Annotated in this window: 21 protein-coding genes; 6 read left to right on the plus strand and 15 right to left on the minus strand. The window is 67.1% G+C overall.

Annotated elements, in window-relative coordinates; translation table 11 throughout:
• Positions 1-200 precede the first annotated feature (200 nt).
• The 7 genes from AC3ERS_RS18395 to AC3ERS_RS18425 form a co-directional block, all read right to left on the minus strand.
• Positions 201-1,049: an LLM class flavin-dependent oxidoreductase gene (locus AC3ERS_RS18395; RefSeq protein WP_431969044.1), complete on the minus strand. Its 849-nt coding sequence runs from the start codon at positions 1,047-1,049 to the stop codon at positions 201-203.
• Between the two features lie 204 nt (positions 1,050-1,253).
• Positions 1,254-1,871: an esterase/lipase family protein gene (locus AC3ERS_RS18400; RefSeq protein WP_431969046.1), complete on the minus strand. Its 618-nt coding sequence runs from the start codon at positions 1,869-1,871 to the stop codon at positions 1,254-1,256.
• Between the two features lie 334 nt (positions 1,872-2,205).
• Positions 2,206-2,589, minus strand: coding sequence for a hypothetical protein (locus AC3ERS_RS18405; RefSeq protein WP_431969048.1), 384 nt, complete (start codon positions 2,587-2,589; stop codon positions 2,206-2,208).
• 139 nt (positions 2,590-2,728) lie between these two features.
• On the minus strand, positions 2,729-4,228 hold the full coding sequence (locus AC3ERS_RS18410) for a hypothetical protein (RefSeq protein ID WP_431969050.1): 1,500 nt from the start codon (positions 4,226-4,228) through the stop codon (positions 2,729-2,731).
• A complete protein-coding gene (locus tag AC3ERS_RS18415) occupies positions 4,225-5,370 on the minus strand; it encodes a phosphotransferase family protein (RefSeq protein ID WP_431969052.1) in 1,146 nt (381 codons plus the stop codon). The genes AC3ERS_RS18410 and AC3ERS_RS18415 overlap by 4 nt, the downstream gene beginning before the upstream one ends.
• Complete coding sequence (locus tag AC3ERS_RS18420) at positions 5,367-6,140, minus strand: SDR family oxidoreductase (RefSeq protein ID WP_431969054.1); 774 nt, start codon at positions 6,138-6,140, stop codon at positions 5,367-5,369. The genes AC3ERS_RS18415 and AC3ERS_RS18420 overlap by 4 nt, the downstream gene beginning before the upstream one ends.
• A complete protein-coding gene (locus AC3ERS_RS18425) occupies positions 6,137-7,396 on the minus strand; it encodes an acyl-CoA dehydrogenase family protein (RefSeq protein ID WP_431969056.1) in 1,260 nt (419 codons plus the stop codon). The genes AC3ERS_RS18420 and AC3ERS_RS18425 overlap by 4 nt, the downstream gene beginning before the upstream one ends.
• 90 nt (positions 7,397-7,486) lie before the next feature.
• On the opposite strand from AC3ERS_RS18425, the gene AC3ERS_RS18430 reads away from it, so the two are divergent.
• The 3 genes from AC3ERS_RS18430 to AC3ERS_RS18440 all read left to right on the plus strand — a co-directional run bounded on the left by AC3ERS_RS18430 (position 7,487) and on the right by AC3ERS_RS18440 (position 9,647).
• Positions 7,487-8,536 carry an AraC family transcriptional regulator gene (locus tag AC3ERS_RS18430; RefSeq protein ID WP_431969058.1) on the plus strand — a complete coding sequence of 350 codons (1,050 nt, stop codon included), beginning with the start codon at positions 7,487-7,489 and terminating at the stop codon, positions 8,534-8,536.
• A gap of 106 nt (positions 8,537-8,642) precedes the next feature.
• Entirely contained in the window at positions 8,643-8,933 is a 291-nt protein-coding gene (locus AC3ERS_RS18435; protein WP_431969060.1) for a hypothetical protein, read from the plus strand.
• Between the two features lie 51 nt (positions 8,934-8,984).
• Positions 8,985-9,647, plus strand: coding sequence for an LLM class flavin-dependent oxidoreductase (locus tag AC3ERS_RS18440; protein ID WP_431969062.1), 663 nt, complete (start codon positions 8,985-8,987; stop codon positions 9,645-9,647).
• Between the two features lie 101 nt (positions 9,648-9,748).
• Here AC3ERS_RS18440 and AC3ERS_RS18445 read toward each other — a convergent pair whose 3' ends face one another.
• From AC3ERS_RS18445 to AC3ERS_RS18470, 6 genes are all read right to left on the minus strand, one after another.
• Entirely contained in the window at positions 9,749-10,294 is a 546-nt protein-coding gene (locus AC3ERS_RS18445) for a F0F1 ATP synthase subunit B family protein (RefSeq protein ID WP_431969064.1), read from the minus strand.
• Complete coding sequence (locus AC3ERS_RS18450) at positions 10,281-10,748, minus strand: F0F1 ATP synthase subunit B family protein (RefSeq protein ID WP_431969066.1); 468 nt, start codon at positions 10,746-10,748, stop codon at positions 10,281-10,283. Before AC3ERS_RS18450 ends, AC3ERS_RS18445 begins: the two co-directional genes overlap by 14 nt.
• Before the next feature lie 4 nt (positions 10,749-10,752).
• Positions 10,753-11,013: an ATP synthase F0 subunit C gene (atpE, locus tag AC3ERS_RS18455; protein WP_068063744.1), complete on the minus strand. Its 261-nt coding sequence runs from the start codon at positions 11,011-11,013 to the stop codon at positions 10,753-10,755.
• Between the two features lie 68 nt (positions 11,014-11,081).
• On the minus strand, positions 11,082-11,804 hold the full coding sequence (gene atpB, locus AC3ERS_RS18460) for a F0F1 ATP synthase subunit A (protein ID WP_431969069.1): 723 nt from the start codon (positions 11,802-11,804) through the stop codon (positions 11,082-11,084).
• Positions 11,801-12,169 carry a hypothetical protein gene (locus AC3ERS_RS18465; protein WP_431969071.1) on the minus strand — a complete coding sequence of 123 codons (369 nt, stop codon included), beginning with the start codon at positions 12,167-12,169 and terminating at the stop codon, positions 11,801-11,803. The genes atpB and AC3ERS_RS18465 overlap by 4 nt, the downstream gene beginning before the upstream one ends.
• Positions 12,170-12,406: 237 nt before the next feature.
• Positions 12,407-12,796, minus strand: coding sequence for a nuclear transport factor 2 family protein (locus AC3ERS_RS18470; protein WP_431969073.1), 390 nt, complete (start codon positions 12,794-12,796; stop codon positions 12,407-12,409).
• Between the two features lie 73 nt (positions 12,797-12,869).
• Between AC3ERS_RS18470 and AC3ERS_RS18475 the strand changes: the two genes are divergently transcribed.
• Positions 12,870-13,544 (plus strand): TetR/AcrR family transcriptional regulator, encoded by a 675-nt coding sequence (locus tag AC3ERS_RS18475; RefSeq protein ID WP_431969075.1) that lies wholly within the window; start codon positions 12,870-12,872, stop codon positions 13,542-13,544.
• On the opposite strand, the gene AC3ERS_RS18480 is transcribed toward AC3ERS_RS18475, so the two are convergent.
• Positions 13,523-14,167, minus strand: coding sequence for a dihydrofolate reductase family protein (locus tag AC3ERS_RS18480; protein ID WP_431969077.1), 645 nt, complete (start codon positions 14,165-14,167; stop codon positions 13,523-13,525). The two genes, AC3ERS_RS18475 and AC3ERS_RS18480, sit on opposite strands and share 22 nt — an antisense overlap.
• A 59-nt stretch (positions 14,168-14,226) precedes the next feature.
• On the opposite strand from AC3ERS_RS18480, the gene AC3ERS_RS18485 reads away from it, so the two are divergent.
• Positions 14,227-14,760, plus strand: coding sequence for a winged helix-turn-helix transcriptional regulator (locus AC3ERS_RS18485; protein ID WP_431969079.1), 534 nt, complete (start codon positions 14,227-14,229; stop codon positions 14,758-14,760).
• A gap of 58 nt (positions 14,761-14,818) precedes the next feature.
• On the opposite strand, the gene AC3ERS_RS18490 is transcribed toward AC3ERS_RS18485, so the two are convergent.
• Positions 14,819-15,400 (minus strand): TetR/AcrR family transcriptional regulator, encoded by a 582-nt coding sequence (locus AC3ERS_RS18490; RefSeq protein WP_431969081.1) that lies wholly within the window; start codon positions 15,398-15,400, stop codon positions 14,819-14,821.
• 131 nt (positions 15,401-15,531) lie between these two features.
• On the opposite strand from AC3ERS_RS18490, the gene AC3ERS_RS18495 reads away from it, so the two are divergent.
• Positions 15,532-15,963: a nuclear transport factor 2 family protein gene (locus AC3ERS_RS18495; RefSeq protein WP_431969083.1), complete on the plus strand. Its 432-nt coding sequence runs from the start codon at positions 15,532-15,534 to the stop codon at positions 15,961-15,963.
• Positions 15,964-16,100 lie beyond the last annotated feature (137 nt).

Consider the following 16,100-nt stretch of genomic DNA (forward strand, 5'->3'; position numbering starts at 1 on the left):
ATGTGGATCCGGGTGAAATATGTTGTGGCCCGGAGGATATCAATTCGAACCAGGCAGTGGCAGGAGACCCACGCACTCGAAAAGGCCTGAATTCCAGCGCGTCACATGCCGGAAAGGAGCAGTGACGCAGACCGTCCGGAGTCGATAGCGCCTTCCCGGGTCCGCCGACGTCGTCGCCGACGGCCCCGGGTGCCGGTGGGTCAGCCGATCAGATCAGCGATGCGATCGACCTGTCCGGGATCGCCGCCGTAGCAGTACAGCATCACCTCGTCGGCGCCGAGATCGGCGAATTGCTTTATCGTCGTGCGGATCTCGTCGGGTGTGGTGCGCAGGCCGGACACCATGTTGTCGGCCCAGCCGCTGAACTCGTAGTACGCGCCGATGGCCGCGCGGGCGTCATCGATCACGTGCTGCGGGCCGAGGGCGACGTTGACCTGGGCGACCATGCGCGGTTCGCCGTGGCGGCCGTGGTCGTGCCAGGACTTGCGGACGGAGTCGAACAGGTCACCGGCCCAGTGCGGCGGGACCGCGGAGAGGAACCCGTCGCCCCAGCGGGCGATGCGTTCCAGCGCGGCGGGTTTGAAGCCGCCGAAGAGGATCGGCGGGCCGCCCGGCCGGACCGGCGCCGGGCCGATCGGGCCGCAATCGGCGCCGAACGGCTCGCCCGACCAGAGGCTGCGCAGGTGCGCGAGCTGGGTGTTCATCCGGCGGCCGCGGCCGCGCAGCTCGGTGCCTGCGGCCAGATGATCGTCGTCACGGCCGCCGACACCGAGACCGAGCACCAGCCTGCCGCCGGACATCCGGTCCAGTGTCGCAACCTGTTTGGCGAGCAGCGCCGTGTCGCGCAGCGGGGCGAGCAGCACCTCGGTTTGCACCTTGACGCGTGTGGTCGCGCCGGCGATGACCGACAACGCGATCAGCGGTTCGGGGTTGTCGTAGACGAGGCGATCGAGCAGGCCGAGCGTAGCGAACGGTCCCGCGTCGGCGCGGCGAGCCCAATCGAGCAGAACGACGGGGTCGGAGATCGGCAATCCGAGTCCGATATGCATGGATTCCTCCAGGGAAATGGGTGGGCAAACTCTGCCGCCCACTCCATCGCCCGGCATCACGCCGGCGTGGGCTCCCATTCTGCGGCTGTACTTCTAGGGAGCACCAATCGGATTACCGCCACTATAGATTCGGCAAGCCGCGACGCACAAATCGGAGAGCCACGACTGGCGAAACAGACGGCGCGGCAAGCACTGTCGTTCGGCTCAGCAGTCGGTGGTCAGCGGGCCGCCCCGCAACGCGGCGTCGATCAGCTGCTGGAACGCGGCGTCGATCGGTTCGTCGGCGTGGGATACCCGGCGTCCGGGGCAGAACGACTGCACGCTCGCGTTCGTCGCGCCGGACAGCGGTTCCCGCTCCGCGCCCGCGTCCTCGGAGAACAGGTGATAAGCGGGCAGGTCAGAGGGAATGGCCGGTGCGGCGTTCAGCGCGGCGAGAAACGGCGACCCCGGGGTCAGGTCTCGGCAGCCCGGATAGAACGGGGAGCACAGCAGGGCGAGCGGTTCGCCGTTCTCGGGCGTGCCGAAATCGACGTAGACGCCCACCGACGCACGCCCGTCGAGGAACTTCACGTAGTGGCGTTGTGCGAGTCCACCCATCGAATGGCCGACGAGATCCACTCGCGCCGAACCGGTTTCGCGACGGATCTCGGCGACCTTGTCGGCGACGGCGCGAGCGGAGTCGGCCAGCGGCGCGGTCGCGGAAGGTTGGCCGGGCAACACCATCGCGTAGGCGATGTAGCCGCGCCCACTCAACCACACCCGCAGGTTCTCGAGTTTGCTCACATTCGCGTCGAACCCGCCGATCATCAGAACGGGATTCATTGCGGGACCGTCCACCGGGGCGGCGGCCGCCGGTCCGGCGAGGCCCAGACACACCGCGACTGGAGCGAGACGAGTGAGAATCCTGCGTACCGTGTCCATCGACCTGCTTCCTCGGGGCGGGATGTCGGTGGGGACAGTAGCGGACACACGCTTTTCGCGCGGACCACGTCAGCGAAATCGCGGACGTGTCGCAGGTAGCCTCTGACGAGCAGCATCCCGCTTCCCGGAAGTACCGGCCGGCACGGATCAAGTGTGGCTCCGGCAGAATGCCAAGTCCCCCACCTCGAGCCGCATTATCCGAATCACCCTTGGCTCCAAGAGCTTTGATGCGGTCCTAGTAGTCGCAGAGCTTCACCCAATCGTTGTCCCGATCGCGGTTGTCTCGCGCGAACAGGCCCGAATCGGAGACATACGGGACGGCCAGATCGAAATCACCGCTGCGGTAGATCAACCATTTGCGGTCCTTCCCGTTCAGCAGTTCGGCATCCTCGGCGCCTTCGAGGAATCCGCTGAAACTGAAGCTGTGGCTCTCGCTCTCGATCTTGTTGTTGCTGATGTAGGCGTACTGGTAGGTGTAGGCGTAGAAGTAGCCCCACCCGTCCACCGTGTCGGAGCAGCTGCCCGAGTGCGAGTCCGAGTAGGTCTCGGCCTTCGCCGTCCCCGCACCCGCCGCCAGCGCGACACTCGAAGCCAGCAGCGTCAACAGAATTCGCTTCATGATTCCCACCCACGGTTGCGATGGACCCGATGCCCATCGTCGAACAACACCGATCGTATGACGCTGTTCATTCGGTCTCCTTAACGGAGACATAAAGCGCCACAACACGTGTCGGACTACGGTGCGGATCAGTTGCGTCCTACGGCCGGATGAGCATGCCGTGCAAGGCCGCGACCGGCAGCGCCGAATGCGGGGTGAACGGCTGTCGCCAGAGCCCGCCGTGCGCGGCGTCGTGGCTGAACAGCGCCTCCGGATGCGCGGCGGGGGGCGGTGTGAGACCTGAGAGGTCCGCGACGAGCTTGGCCGCCATCAGCGCCGACGCGGTCTCCGGGTGGAAGATCTCGACACCGTAGTGGTGGGCGGCGCGGAACACCGCGGCCAGCGCCTTGTTCTTCGTGACCGAATGCGTCCATGCCGAGGGCGCCACATTGGCGGAGACGGCGATGCCGTCGGCCGCGGCCACCATGGCGCGCCAGCGTTGGGCGCGTTTGGCCAGTGCGTAGTTGGGGCCTTGGACGTCGACGAGCGTGTTGACGACGGACCATTCGACGCCGCTCTCGTCGCGGCTGCGGGTCTCGAAGCCGCGCCGAAAGAGCGTGCCGCCGCTGATCGTTCGCAGCGCGCGACGCGGCAGCGTGTTCCACCGCGGGTCCGCCCACCGCGCGTGCGCCTGCCGAACCGCGTCGGCGGGAACGAGGAACGAATCGGTCGGGGTGGCCAAGTAAGCGAGGGCGGCGTCGTCGCGCGCCCGGCACACGTCCTCCGCGACGAGATCGGCTGCCGCCGTGAGCTCCACGTGCGTGCCGCTGTCTGCGTAGAAGTGGGCCGCCACCACGGGCCCTGGCAGGTCGGCCAGTACGGAGCGCAACCAGGCCGCGGTTTCGGGCAGCTCGTCACCGAGACTCAAACCGCCGTGCTCGCGGGTCCGCAGCCGCGGGACGACGGCTCGGCCGGAGCCTTCGCGGACCAACTGCTCGATGCGGGCCTGCACCGACGCCACGGGAACATCGATGACGACGACGTCCGCTCCCCACCCGGCGAGATGCGCCAGCGGCCCCATCGCGGCTGCCGCGCCGAGCAGGACGACGGTCCGGCCGGGCAGGCGCAATGCGGCGGGTTCGGCGACGACGGCGGAGATCGCCTCCGCGAAAGCAGGTTCGACGACACCCGCCTCGACCCAGCGGCCCAACTGGTCGAGCAGATCCGTTCCGCCGAGCAGCCGTCCGCGATAAGGGACCCGCAACCGAGTGACGGTGTCGCCTCGTCCGAGCACGGTGGTCGTGTCCACCGGCATGGCGGACGAAAGGACGTCCGTGTCCAGCGGCAGGTCTTCCCGCGGTGTCGCCAGCCGCATCCGGGTTCGCAGTGCGGTGAGACCGTCTCGGGCGATCCTCAACGCAGCGGAGCCGGAGCGCGCGGTGAGCTCAGTGGCGGAGGCGAAATGATGGACGTAGTCGCGGCGCCAATTCGACGCGGACGCCATAGTTTTCGCCAGTTCCGGCGCGACGCCGCGCACGGCATCGGCCAGTACCGCCCGGCCGGTGGCGCTGGTGCTGCGACTGCCGTCGCGCAGCGGGAATGCCACGCGGGGACGGTCCGCGACGGCGCCCTGCCGATCATGCTGCGCGGACGTCGTCATCGCGTGCTCCGTACGGTACGGCCGCCGAGCCCGGCTCGACGGCGCTTCTCGGCACGCCGAATGATCCTGCGGCAGCGCCATTCCAGGGCTATGACGGCGATGCCGAACCAGCGAAACGCCGGGTTGGTGGTCTGGCCGTGGTAGTAGCGGTGATAGATCTGCTGGCAGATCCCGGCCAGCCGGAACAGCCCGAAGACCTCGTAGAAGACCCACTGGTCCTCGGTGAGCTCGATACCGGTGCGGCGGCAGTAGTAGTCCACCACCTCGGCGCGAGTCATCATCCCGGGGACGTGGGTCGGCTGCCTGCGGAACCGCCGGAACAGCGGCCCGTCGTCGGCCTGCACCCAATAGGCCAGCGCGCCACCGAGATCCATGAGCGGGTCGCCAACGGTCGCCATCTCCCAATCCAGCAGTGCGACAGGCACCGTCGCATCGTCGGGATCGAAAACGATGTTGTCGAAGCGGAAGTCGTTGTGGATGAGTACCGCGCCGCGATCGGCGGGCTGGTTCCGATCCAGCCAGGCCATGACGCGCTCGAACGAGCCGACATTACGAGTCCGGGCGGCGCGATACCTGGCGGACCAGCCGGTGACTTGCCGGGCGACGTACCCCTCCCCCTTGCCGAGGTCCGCCAGTCCGGCGGTCTCGATATCGACCTCGTGCAGGTCGACGAGCAGATCGATCACCCGGCGGCACAGCGCGGCCACGGACTCCGGATCGCGTGGCGTGTGCCGGGGCAACTCCTTGCGCGGAATGGGACCCGCGACCCGCTCCATCACGTAGAACGGGCCGCCCAGTACCGCGGGGTCCTCGCAGAGGGCCACCGTCGCGGGCGCCAGCGGGTAGACCGGATGCAGCGCGGACTGGATTCGGTACTCGCGGGCCATGTCGTGCGCGCCTTCGGCCTTCGTTCCCGTCGGCGGCCGTCGCAGAATCAGTTCGGCGCCACCGGGATAGCGCAGCAGGTAGGTGAGATTCGAAGCGCCGCCGGAGAACTGCTCGACCACCGGAACACCCGTCAGCCGTTCGCGCCAGCCGGGCCGTGCGTGGTCACCGAGCCACCGAGCCAGCGCGGCGACGTCGAACGCGTCCTCGTCCCGGACGGCGCGGGCATCGGCGGTGGTGGCGGTACTCGTGGTCACGTCAGTTTCCTCACCATCGAGAGCGGCAGAACCCGCATCGCGGCGCCGATCGGAACCCACGGCCACGCGGGCACATACGCCTTGGCGCGGCGCTTCTCGATGGCGGCGACCATGGCGCGGACTCCGGTGACGGTGTCCACCAGGAACGGGGTCCGTTCGCGCACATGGGCATTCATCTCCGAGGCGATGTAGCCGGGATAGACGACCGACACGTCGATATCCGTCAGCCCTTCGGCGCGAATCCCCTCGGCGATCGCGGCGACACCGGCTTTGCTCGCCGCGTATGTCGTCATCGCGCGCCGCATGCCGCGGAGCGCCGACATCGAGGAGATCAACACCAGGTGTCCGCGCCGCCTGCGACGGAAGACCTCCATCGCGGCGTCGCACTGGGCCAGCACGCCGACGAAATTCGTTTGCGCGGTCTGGTTGTTGGCGTCCCAGCCGCCGGTGCCGAGGGCTGCGCCCGCCCCGCTGCCCGCGTTGGCGACGAGCCGGTCGATGCCGCCCAGACGCCGATCGAGGTCGGCGATCACCGCGTGCACACCGGCGCCGTCGGTGACGTCGAGTTCGGCGAGCTCGACGACGCGGTGCGGGTGCCGGGCGTGTATCTCGGCGCGCACGTCCTCGAGGCGGTCGAGCCGCCGGGCCGCCAGGCCCAGGTCGTAGCCGAGGTCGGCGAACTGCCGCGCCATTTCCGCACCGAGTCCGGAACTGGCGCCGGTGATCACGATGGTCCCGCGCCGCGGGGACGGTCGATTCGACTCGCTCATCGGGCCGCTCCGTACTTGCCGAGTTCGACTCGGGCGACCATGCCGCGGTGCACCTCGTCGGGGCCGTCGGCCAGCCGGACCGCGCGCGCGGCGGTCCAGGCGGCCGCCAGCGGGAAGTCGTTGCTCAAACCGCCGCCACCGTGGATCTGCATGGCGAAATCGATGACCTGCTGCGCCATGTTCGGCACCGCCACCTTGATCTGGGAGATCTCCGACAGGGCGTGCAACGGGCCACCCTGGTCGAGCTTCCACGCGGCGTGCAGAACGAGCAGGCGCATGGAATCGATCGCGATGCGGGCGTCGGCGATTCGTTCCCGGTTGCCGCCGAGGTTGGCCAGCGGCTTGCCGAACGCGACACGGTCCAGGCCGCGGCGGCAGGCGAGCTCGAGCGCGTGCTCGGCCAGGCCGATGAGCCGCATGCAGTGGTGCACACGGCCGGGCCCGAGCCTGCCCTGCGCGATCTCGAAGGCCCGTCCGGGACCGGCGACGATGTTGTCGGCGGGCAGACGGACATCGGTGAAGACGACCTCACCGTGTCCGTACGGCTCGTCTTGGAAGCCCATCGTGTCGAGCATCCGTTCCACGTGGACGCCGGGGGTTTCCCTCGGCACCAGCACCATCGAATGCCGTCGGTGGCGCTCCGCGCCCGGATCGGTCACGCCCATGACGATCAGGAGCTTGCAGTCGGGATGGCCCACACCCGTCGACCACCACTTGCGGCCGTTGAGCACCACCTCGTCGCCGTCGAGGATGGCGGTGAGTTCCATGTTCGTGGCATCCGAGGACGCGACACCGGGTTCGGTCATGCAGAACGCGCTCCGGATCTCGCCCGCCAGCAGCGGATCGAGCCACTCCCGTTGTTGGTGCGGTGAGCCGTATTTCAGCAAGACCTCGGCGTTGCCGGTATCGGGCGCATGGCAGTTGAACACGTACGGGGCCATGAAGGAGCGACCCATCGCCTCCGCCACCGGCGCGTAATCGTTGTTGCTCAGACCCGCGCCGCCGCGGGTGCCGTACCGCTCGGCGTAGGGCCCCTCGTGACCGGCCGGGAGGAAGAGGTTCCACAGTCCCTCGGCGCGGGCCCGTTCCCGCAACTCGGCGAGCACCGGCAGCGGCTGCCACGGGTCGCCGCCCTGGGCGCGCGTGCGGGCCACCTGTCGGTGGTAGTCGTGCTCGATCGGCGTGACGTGCTCGTCGAGGAAGGCGCGGACCGCCTCGGTGAGCTCGACTGCCCGCGGTGACGGAGAAAAGTCCATGGCCACGACGGTAGGAAGCGGCCCAGCGGAAAAGTTGACCGATTACGCCAACAAATTGACCGATCACGACACCAGCCGGACACTGGACCCATGGCATGGGTGCGATCGGCGGGTCTGCGTGGCGTGCGGACCGTCGTCGAGCAGTTGGGCGGCGACGCGGACGACCTCGCGCGCCGCGCCAACGCGCCGGACGGCGCCTTGGACGACGACGAACTGATGGTCCGCGACAGCACCATCGCCACCATCCTCGAATCCGCCGCCCGTGAACTGCGCTGCCCCGACTTCGGGCTGCGGGTGGCCCTCGAACAGGACCTCAGCATGCTCGGGCCACTGGCCGTCGCCTTGCAGAACGCGCCGACCGCCATCGACGCCCTCGACTACACCGCCAAGTATCTCTTCGTCCACGCGCGCAACCTCAGCGTGCGGCTCGTCCCCGACCCGCGAGGATCCCGGGCCGTGATCGGTGTGCGATACGGCTACCCCGACGGCGTGCAGGCGCCACCCCAAAGCATCGACATGGGACTGCTCTTCCTGCACCGCGCGCTCATATACCTGCTCGGCGGCAACTACGGGTTGCGCACCGTCGAGATACCCCACCGCCCGGTGGCCCCGCGGCGACGCTACGAGGAACTGTTCGGCACCCAGGTGCATTGGCAGCAGCCCGCCGCAGTGCTGCGCGTTCCGAAGGACCTCCCGCAGCGCGCCATCGAAGGCGGGGACCGGACGACACGCCTGCTGGCCCTGTCCTATTTGGACTCCCAGACCTTCGCCGCAGGCTCCGCCATCGCGGGCCGCGTCAAAGTCGCGCTTCAGCAGTCGCTCGGCACCGGGCCCACGACGATCGCGGCCGTCGCCGATCTGCTGGCGATATCGCCCCGCAGCCTGCAACGCCACTTGGCTACGGAGGGAAGGACGTTCGCCGCCGTCCTCGATGACGCCCGCCGCGAGCGGGCCATGACCCTGCTGACCAAGTCCGACCTCCCGCTGGCGCAGATCGCCTCCACCGTCGGACTGCACAGCCCGGCCAGCCTCAGCCGATACGCGCGCCGCTGGTGGGGAACGACGGCGCGCGACGTCCGCCGTGACCACTCGAGGCCGGTGCGCGATCTCCGTTCGGAGCGCGTTCGCGGAGATGAATGATCCGCCGCCGCAGACGTTTCCGAGTCCGCCATAGGTGGCGATCCGCTGTCTGCCGGAGACCGTCATTCGAATGACCTCGGCTATGCGTATACATATACTGCAAACCATGGATCCCCTCAGCCTCGTTGTCGGCGCCGGCCTGGTCGGTATCGGCTGGGTATGCGGCCGGTTCGGGCATCGGTGGCGGGCCCGATCGGGGGCGAAACCGCTCGCGCGCTGCGGTTGCGGTCACGACCTGTCGCTGCACGACCGTGCCACGGGCACCTGTCACGCCGAGATCTCCCGCAAGGGCACGCACGGCCTACGCGAGTGGGTCCGCTGCAACTGCCGACGGTACACCGGCCCGACGCCACTGGAAGAAGTGTTCAGCTCGCCGATCCTTCCGCCGGAATCCTGAACGGGCAGAAGGCAATTCACGCCTGCTACCGAACCGGCTAGCTTGGCGTGCATGCTTGGATTCGCACTACCGCAGTTCGGTGAGGCGGCGTACGACGACGTGGCCCACTACGCGTCGACCGCCGAAACGCTTGGCGCAGAAAGCTTCTGGGTCGGCGACCGGCTGCTGCCCGGATTCGGTATCGGCTGGTCGCCGGAGGAGTTCCAGGCAGCAGGGGCGTCACTTCGCCACCGCGGCGCCGATCTCGACGAATTGCTCGACATCCTGGACGCGCTGTGGACCACGAATCCGGTTGCGCATCAGGGCCGTCGCTGGTCGATTCCGCCGTCGTGGGTCGACCTGAAGCCGGTTCGGCGACCGCGGCCGCCGATCTACCTCGGGGCGTTCACCACAGCGGGCCTGACCCGGATCGGGCGGCGAGCCGACGGCTGGCTCCCGGTGATCCAAGTGCCCAGCGGGCGACACAACCTCGACTCGCTGAAGCAGCAGCGCTCGATCATCGATGACGCCGCCCTGGCAGCGGGCCGGGATCCGGCGGCCATCCACACCCACGTTCGCGTCAACGTCGCGGCGGGCAGCGAGGTCGAGCAAGTCACCGAGACGGTCCGCCTTCTCGCCGACAGCGGCTATCCGGACGCGTTCGTCGACCTGATGTTCGCGGTGTCCGGGATCGACGAGCACCTGGAGTGGGTGGAACGGCTGCTGGCGCGGTAACTCCTGGCGCGCGCCGAGTCGTCTCGTGGCGGGCCGAAGAATGCCGCAGCGCCCGGGTCGTGCATCGACCCGGGCGCTGAAATATCCTGAGCGGCAGAGATTCACGGCGAGCTGCGGAGTTCCTCGGCGAGCCCCGCGTGCAACCCCAATTCGTCCAGGAACCGGTCGATGCTGTCCGACACGGCTCCGGGCGAGACGAGACGTTCTCGCACCACGCACTCGGTGCGGTCGAGCACCGCCACGGTCAGGTCGTGCCCGAGTTCCTCCCGCAACTGCCGATTCACCTGCGCGATGCGGTCCACACCGTAGCGGCGCACCCGCTCGACCTCGGCCGCCGCGGTTCTGCGCAGCTCCGCGACGATGCGTTCCGCGTCGGCACGGGCCTCCTCGTGGATATGGGCCACCTCGGTGCGCGCCGACGCAGCCGCCTCCGCGAAAGCTCGTTCGGCCGCGGCCAATCCGGCCGTGGCTTGCGAACTCTCCTCCAGTTGCCCGTGAACCGCCTGCTGCGCGCGCAGCATCGCCGCTTTCACCTGCGGCACAACCCATTTGACGAGCGCGCCGACGATGACGGCGAAGCCGAGCAGCTGACTCAGGAATACCGGCCAGTTCCAGGTGATGTCGTAGATCCCGTCACGTTCGCTCACCGGCGCCACCTCCGATCACTCGGTCGGCCAGCTCACGAGCCAGCGGATCGATGTGTCCGCGCAGCCGCGCGGCCGCCGCGTCCGCGTTGGCTCGCAACTCGATCACTGCTCCGGCGACCATCTCGTCGGACTCGTCCCGCGCCCGCTCGCCCGCCGAGGTCAGGATTGCCCGGCCTTCGTGTCTGGCCTGTTCGCGCAGCCGCGCGGCCTCGCCGCGAGCCTGCGCCACCGAGGACCGATACCGATCCTCGGCCGCCTCGAAGATTTCCCGCGCCCGCCGCCCGTCGACGGCGGTCTTGGCGACGCGGGCCTCCCGCTCGGCGAGCACATCGCGAATCGGCGGCACCACGAACAACCAGATGACCGCGAGCACGAGCAGGAAGATCGACAGTTCGACGAAGAAGGTGCCATTGGGGATCAGGAAGTTCTGTTCCGCAAGGGTTTTCGTGATCATCGCATTACTTTCCCGGCGCGGCGAAGGCGAACAGCGCCATGAACGTCAGGTTGATGAAGTAGACGGCGTCGACCAGGCTGACCGCCATCAAATAGTTGCCGCGCAGCCTGCCCTCGGCCTCCGGCTGCCGGGAAACGCCGTTGATCAGCGCCGAACCCGCCATGCCGTTGCCGTATCCCGCGCCGATCGCGCCGCCGACCATCATCAGCCCGCCCGCGAGCAGGGCCGCCGCCTGGACGATCGTCTCATGGGTCACGTCTGCCATTTCTGTTCTTTCCTTTCCCCGTTGACATAGGAATCTGGTGGCCGGAATGCGAAGGCGCCCGGCGCGGTTCAGTGATTTTCGTGCTCACGCACGGTGGCCTGACCGAAGTAGAGAATCGTGAGCAGCGCGAAGATGAAGGCCTGGATGAGCCCGACGAACAGATCGAACAGCTTCCACGCGGCGTTCGGGGCCCAGCTGAGCCAGGCGGGCAGCAGCGCGATCACGGAGATCATCACCCCACCCGCGAACATGTTGCCGAACAATCGCAGCGCCAGCGACAGCGGTTTCGCCAGTTCCTCGATAACGTTGACGAAAACCATTGGCCCCCAACCGGTATGCCCCTTCAGCAGCTGCTTCACATGCCCGAGCGGACCGCGCCGCGCCATACCCGCGGCTTGGTAGCACACGAAGACGAACAGGGCGAGCGCGTAGGTGAAGTTGACATCGGCGGCGGGCGGTTTGATCAGTTCACCGTCGCCGTATTGCACCGGCAGCACGGACAACCAGTTCGACAGCAGCACGAAAACGAACAGCGTCACCGCCAGCGGCAGAACGAAAGGCGCGACCCGAAGGCCGACAGCACTTTCCACCTGACCGCGCAGCTGCACCGTCACGGTCTCGAAGAACAGCTGCACTCCGTTGGGAACCCCGGACGTCAACCTGAGGCGCAGCCAGAACGCGAGCCCCAGTACGACAACCGCCGCGACCACGGTGGCGAGGATGGTGTCCACATGGAACGCCATACCGAATACGTACGCCGTCTCATGGTGCCCCACTTCTACTTTCGTCATCGTGCACCTCGCACGACCGGCGCCGACACAGTGAGCAGCACGGCGAGCTGAAAAGCCACCAGCCCGAAGAGGATGCCGAATCCATCAGGCCGCGCGAGCACGCCCACGATCAGCGCGAGTCCCGTGACACCCAACAACCGCACCCCGCTCGTCGCCGCCAGCCACTCCTTGCCCGACGCGGTGTCACCACCCGCAATCCGCGCGACCGCGACGCGGGTGAGCCACGCGTTGAGATAGCCCAATGCCATTCCCGCGCAAACGAATAGGCCCAAAACCAGCCGATCCAGCATCCCGGCCACCGCCAGAACCACGGCGCCAACCCCGACGGAGACGATGATCGGACGACGGTCCGCCCCGACCGACATAAACTCTCCCATAGCAATGATGCGATGTCCTGTAGCAGAAGCGCTACATCCGGTCACACTCTCATTCTCGCTTACTACGGCTCGTAGTACAAGAGTTTCGGACAAATCGGACATCCATTCGGTCGAATCCCCCACTAGGGCGGCACAACCCAGTCACAGCCCTCTTTGGTGATATAATCATACCACATAGATGGTATGGCAATACCACCAAAACGCTCGATCGGCTCGACAGAAGCGTTAGAACATCCCGTTCTGATTCAACGCATCCTCGGGGATGTCCTGTAGAACGTCCCAGTGCTCGGCCAACCTGCCGTTGTCGAGACGGAAGATGTCCATGATCGCCACCCCTCGCCGACCGGGGACGCGGATCGCGTGGACGTGCGCGACAACGTAATCGTCCTCGGCCACCATGCGTTTGACCTCCACGGACAGTGCCGGGAACGTCTCCTTCAGAAACGCCAGTCGCGCTCGCAGCCCTTCGACGCCGTCTGCGATGAGCGGGTTGTGCTGGATGTAGTCGTCGGACAGGTATCGGCGCGCGGCACCGAAATCCTTTCTGTTGAACGCGGTCTCATAGAAGGCCGCCACGATCTCTTTGTTCGAGTTGGGCGTGTTGTCAGTGGTCATCAGATTGCTCCATAACTGAACAGCTGTAGCGCTACAACCGTAGCGCTACAGCTGTTCGAATACAATGGCGGCCATGGCGGACGATCAGGCAGACAACCAGCGATCGCGCGGACGGAACCCGCGCGGCCAGGGTGAGCGCTTGCGCGAGGAGATCTTGGTCGCCGCGATGCGGATACTCGACGAACTCGGCGACGACCAGGCGCTGTCGATGCGCGCGGTGGCACGGGCGATCGGCACCGCCGCCACGTCGGTCTACCTCCACTTCGACGATCGGGACACCTTGGTGCTCGCGGTGTTGAACCGTTGTCACGACGATCTGATGCGGGCGATGGCGCAGGCCGAGTCGAGCCATCCCGATCCGGCAGATCAATTACGCTTCCGCACAATGGTTCTCGGCGAATGGGCGTACAACCATCCGGGGCTGTACGCGGTGCTGCACGAGAGCGCCCTCAACCAGCGCACGGAAATGGCCTTCCGGAAGGATCTGGCCGACAGCACCGTCGCCGCGGTGCAACGATGCATGGACGCCGGTTTCGCTCCGGCCGGGGACGCCGCCACGATCGCACTGGACCTGCGGGCCGCGGTGCACGGCGCGGTGTCGATGCGTCTGCACCAGCCGGATCAGCCTTGGCCGCCACTCGACGATCAGGTCGAGCGCTTCCTCGTCAAGCTCGTCGGAGTGCGGCCGCGGGATCGCGGGGCCGCGGCCGATCCGAATCCGTCAGGTCACTTTCGCCAGAAGAAGTGATGCACCACCCCGCTCGGGCTCGGGATCCGCTCCAGATGGAAGCGGTCGACGAGTTCGTCGGGGCTCGTCCACAGCCTTTCACCGCGACCGAGCTCGACCGACGAGACGGCGACGTGCATCGTGTCGATCAGGTCGGCGTCGAGGAACTCACGAACTGTGGCGACGCCGCCGCCGATTCGCACGTCCTTCCCTTCGGCGGCATCGAATGCCTGCGCCAGTGCGTCCTTCGGCGACGCATCGAGGAAGTGGAACGTGGTGTCCCCCAATGTGAACGAGGGTCGCACGTGGTGTGTGAGGACGAACACCGGTGTGTGGAACGGGGGTTCATCGCCCCACCATCCCTGCCAATCGTAGTTCTCCCACGAGCCCCGCTGCGGACCGAATTTGTTGCGCCCCATGATCTCCGCGCCGATGTTGTTGCGGAAGTCGCGGGTGCAGTAGTCGTCTAGGCCATAGGTGCCGCCGGGTTCGGTCCGGGTCGGCCAGTGGGCGGTGGCGCCCGCCCAGGAGAAGAGCGCACTCGGATCGGCGTGGCCGAACGGTCGCTCGAAGCTCTGCCCCTCCCCCGAACCGTATCCGTCGCTGGACACGTTGAAGTTCTGCACGCGGACCAACTGTGTCATCAAGATCCCCTTTCTGGTTGCAATATGCAATCGGTTAGGAACCTACCTAGACTGATCCCATGTCGCAACCAGTTGTTCATGACAAGCTGCCGGTGTCCCCGGGAAAATCGGGCTGTCCGATCAATAGGACGATCGAACTCCTCGGGGACCGATGGAGCCTGATCGTTCTGCGCGACATCATGTTCGGCGGCAACACCCACTTCCGCGAACTGCTCACCGCGTCCATCGAGGGCATCGCATCGAACATCCTGGCCAACCGCCTGGCGAAACTCGTCGACGCGGGCCTGCTCACTCGCCACGACGACCCGAGTCACCGCCAGAAGGTCGAGTACCACCTCACCGAGGCGGCGATCCAGCTCGTCCCGGTGATGGCCCAGCTGGGCACGTGGGGCGCACGCTGGTTGGACACGACGCCGGAACTGACCGTGCGAGCCGAACTGCTCGCCGCGGGCGGTCCCCCGCTGTGGGAGCGATTCATGGCTGAACTCCGTGCCACCCACTTGGCCGGGTTGCCAGCCCCCTCCGATGGGGTGCTCGCGGAACTGACCGCCGCCTACCACGAAGCGGTTTCGGCCACCTCCAACCCCGAATAGATCCCGCGCCGCTCACCAATTCGGGCCGGAATGCCTTGCGGCTGGAGCGAATTGGATATCAGCGCCGGGGCGCGGCGAGCCCGGCGAAGATGATCGACAGGACTCGTTCTTGCCTGCGCGGATCCCACCCGCCTCGGACCGCGCCTTGGGTGGTGCTGATCAGCAGCGCGAGGACGTCGTCGGCGGTGACGTCTCGGTCGACGGTCCCGGCGGCTTGCGCCTTGTCCAGCAACCTCGCGAACGTGTCGGCGAATCCGCCGATCGCGGTGTCGATCGGGACGGCGGTCCCCACGTCGGCGAGGAGTTCGACGATCGTCTTCTTCTCGGCCGCTTCGGCGACGAGATGCGCGAAGAACGTGAACAACGCGGTGGCAGGATCGCCGTCGCGGACGAGCCGGTCCGCTTCGTTTTCGAGTCCTTGCAGCAGGTCTTTGACGATCGCGGCCAGCAGGTCCCGCTTGGTGGGAAAATGACGGAAGACCGTGCCGACCGATACCCCTGCGCGCCGGGCGATTTCCTCGGTCGACCCCGCGAACCCTTGGTCGCCGAAGACCTGCTCGGCCGCGGCCAGAATGCGGGCACGGTTACGCCGCGCGTCTGCCCGGCGTGGTGCGGCGCTACCCGATTCGCTGGACGCCACCGATACCGTTCCCTTCCACGAACACTGGACAAGCGGAGTGCCGACTCATATTCTCATTTCGAAAACGGAGTCGCCACTCATCTTGTGGCGGTTCCGATCGAAAGATCCCGGCGGGGGAAGGAATCGAGATCATGACCATCACGACCCAGCAGATGTCGGCCGAGCAGCTGTTTCACCGATTTCTCCGTTACGTGCTCAGCGATCCCGCCGAGCCCATCGATGCGGATCTGTGGGCGACCGACGTGGTGATCGAAGTGCCGTTCGCCCCGGGCGGGATGCGACGGATCGAGGGTCGCGGCCAGTTCCTCGCGCTCGCCGAAGAGGGCCGCCGAACGCTTCCGGTGCGCTTCGAGGAGGTCCACGACGTCGTCGTCCATCGAAGCGTCGACCCGGACACCGTCATCGGCGAATACGAACTGGCAGGCACCCTCACCACAACCGGACAGCCCGCCTCGGCGCGGTTCATCAGCGTGCTCACCGCAGACAACGGGCAGATCGTGCACTGGCGCGAATATCAAGACACCCTCGCGATGCTCGCCGCGCTGGGTCCGCATTCGCCGTAATCACAGCAGCACCAACGATATTCGACACTGACAGTTCTCCTGCCATGTCCGCGCATATCAGTCGGCGGGATCTGGCGTGATGTCATCGGCGGTCACGGCGTACGCCTCGCAATCCCCGCCACCTCGATCACCGGTTC

The sequence above is a fragment of the Nocardia sp. bgisy134 genome (assembly GCF_057708325.1).

Coding starts and splice junctions, on each gene's coding strand:
- AC3ERS_RS18395 (WP_431969044.1), bottom strand. CDS start 1,049: ATGCATATCGGACTCGGATTGCCGATCTCCGACCCCGTCGTTCTGCTC.
- AC3ERS_RS18400 (WP_431969046.1), bottom strand. CDS start 1,871: ATGAATCCCGTTCTGATGATCGGCGGGTTCGACGCGAATGTGAGCAAA.
- AC3ERS_RS18405 (WP_431969048.1), bottom strand. CDS start 2,589: ATGAAGCGAATTCTGTTGACGCTGCTGGCTTCGAGTGTCGCGCTGGCG.
- AC3ERS_RS18410 (WP_431969050.1), bottom strand. CDS start 4,228: ATGACGACGTCCGCGCAGCATGATCGGCAGGGCGCCGTCGCGGACCGT.
- AC3ERS_RS18420 (WP_431969054.1), bottom strand. CDS start 6,140: ATGAGCGAGTCGAATCGACCGTCCCCGCGGCGCGGGACCATCGTGATC.
- AC3ERS_RS18425 (WP_431969056.1), bottom strand. CDS start 7,396: ATGGACTTTTCTCCGTCACCGCGGGCAGTCGAGCTCACCGAGGCGGTC.
- AC3ERS_RS18430 (WP_431969058.1), top strand. CDS start 7,487: ATGGCATGGGTGCGATCGGCGGGTCTGCGTGGCGTGCGGACCGTCGTC.
- AC3ERS_RS18435 (WP_431969060.1), top strand. CDS start 8,643: ATGGATCCCCTCAGCCTCGTTGTCGGCGCCGGCCTGGTCGGTATCGGC.
- AC3ERS_RS18440 (WP_431969062.1), top strand. CDS start 8,985: ATGCTTGGATTCGCACTACCGCAGTTCGGTGAGGCGGCGTACGACGAC.
- AC3ERS_RS18450 (WP_431969066.1), bottom strand. CDS start 10,748: ATGATCACGAAAACCCTTGCGGAACAGAACTTCCTGATCCCCAATGGC.
- atpE (WP_068063744.1), bottom strand. CDS start 11,013: ATGGCAGACGTGACCCATGAGACGATCGTCCAGGCGGCGGCCCTGCTC.
- atpB (WP_431969069.1), bottom strand. CDS start 11,804: ATGACGAAAGTAGAAGTGGGGCACCATGAGACGGCGTACGTATTCGGT.
- AC3ERS_RS18465 (WP_431969071.1), bottom strand. CDS start 12,169: ATGTCGGTCGGGGCGGACCGTCGTCCGATCATCGTCTCCGTCGGGGTT.
- AC3ERS_RS18470 (WP_431969073.1), bottom strand. CDS start 12,796: ATGACCACTGACAACACGCCCAACTCGAACAAAGAGATCGTGGCGGCC.
- AC3ERS_RS18475 (WP_431969075.1), top strand. CDS start 12,870: ATGGCGGACGATCAGGCAGACAACCAGCGATCGCGCGGACGGAACCCG.
- AC3ERS_RS18480 (WP_431969077.1), bottom strand. CDS start 14,167: ATGACACAGTTGGTCCGCGTGCAGAACTTCAACGTGTCCAGCGACGGA.
- AC3ERS_RS18485 (WP_431969079.1), top strand. CDS start 14,227: ATGTCGCAACCAGTTGTTCATGACAAGCTGCCGGTGTCCCCGGGAAAA.
- AC3ERS_RS18495 (WP_431969083.1), top strand. CDS start 15,532: ATGACCATCACGACCCAGCAGATGTCGGCCGAGCAGCTGTTTCACCGA.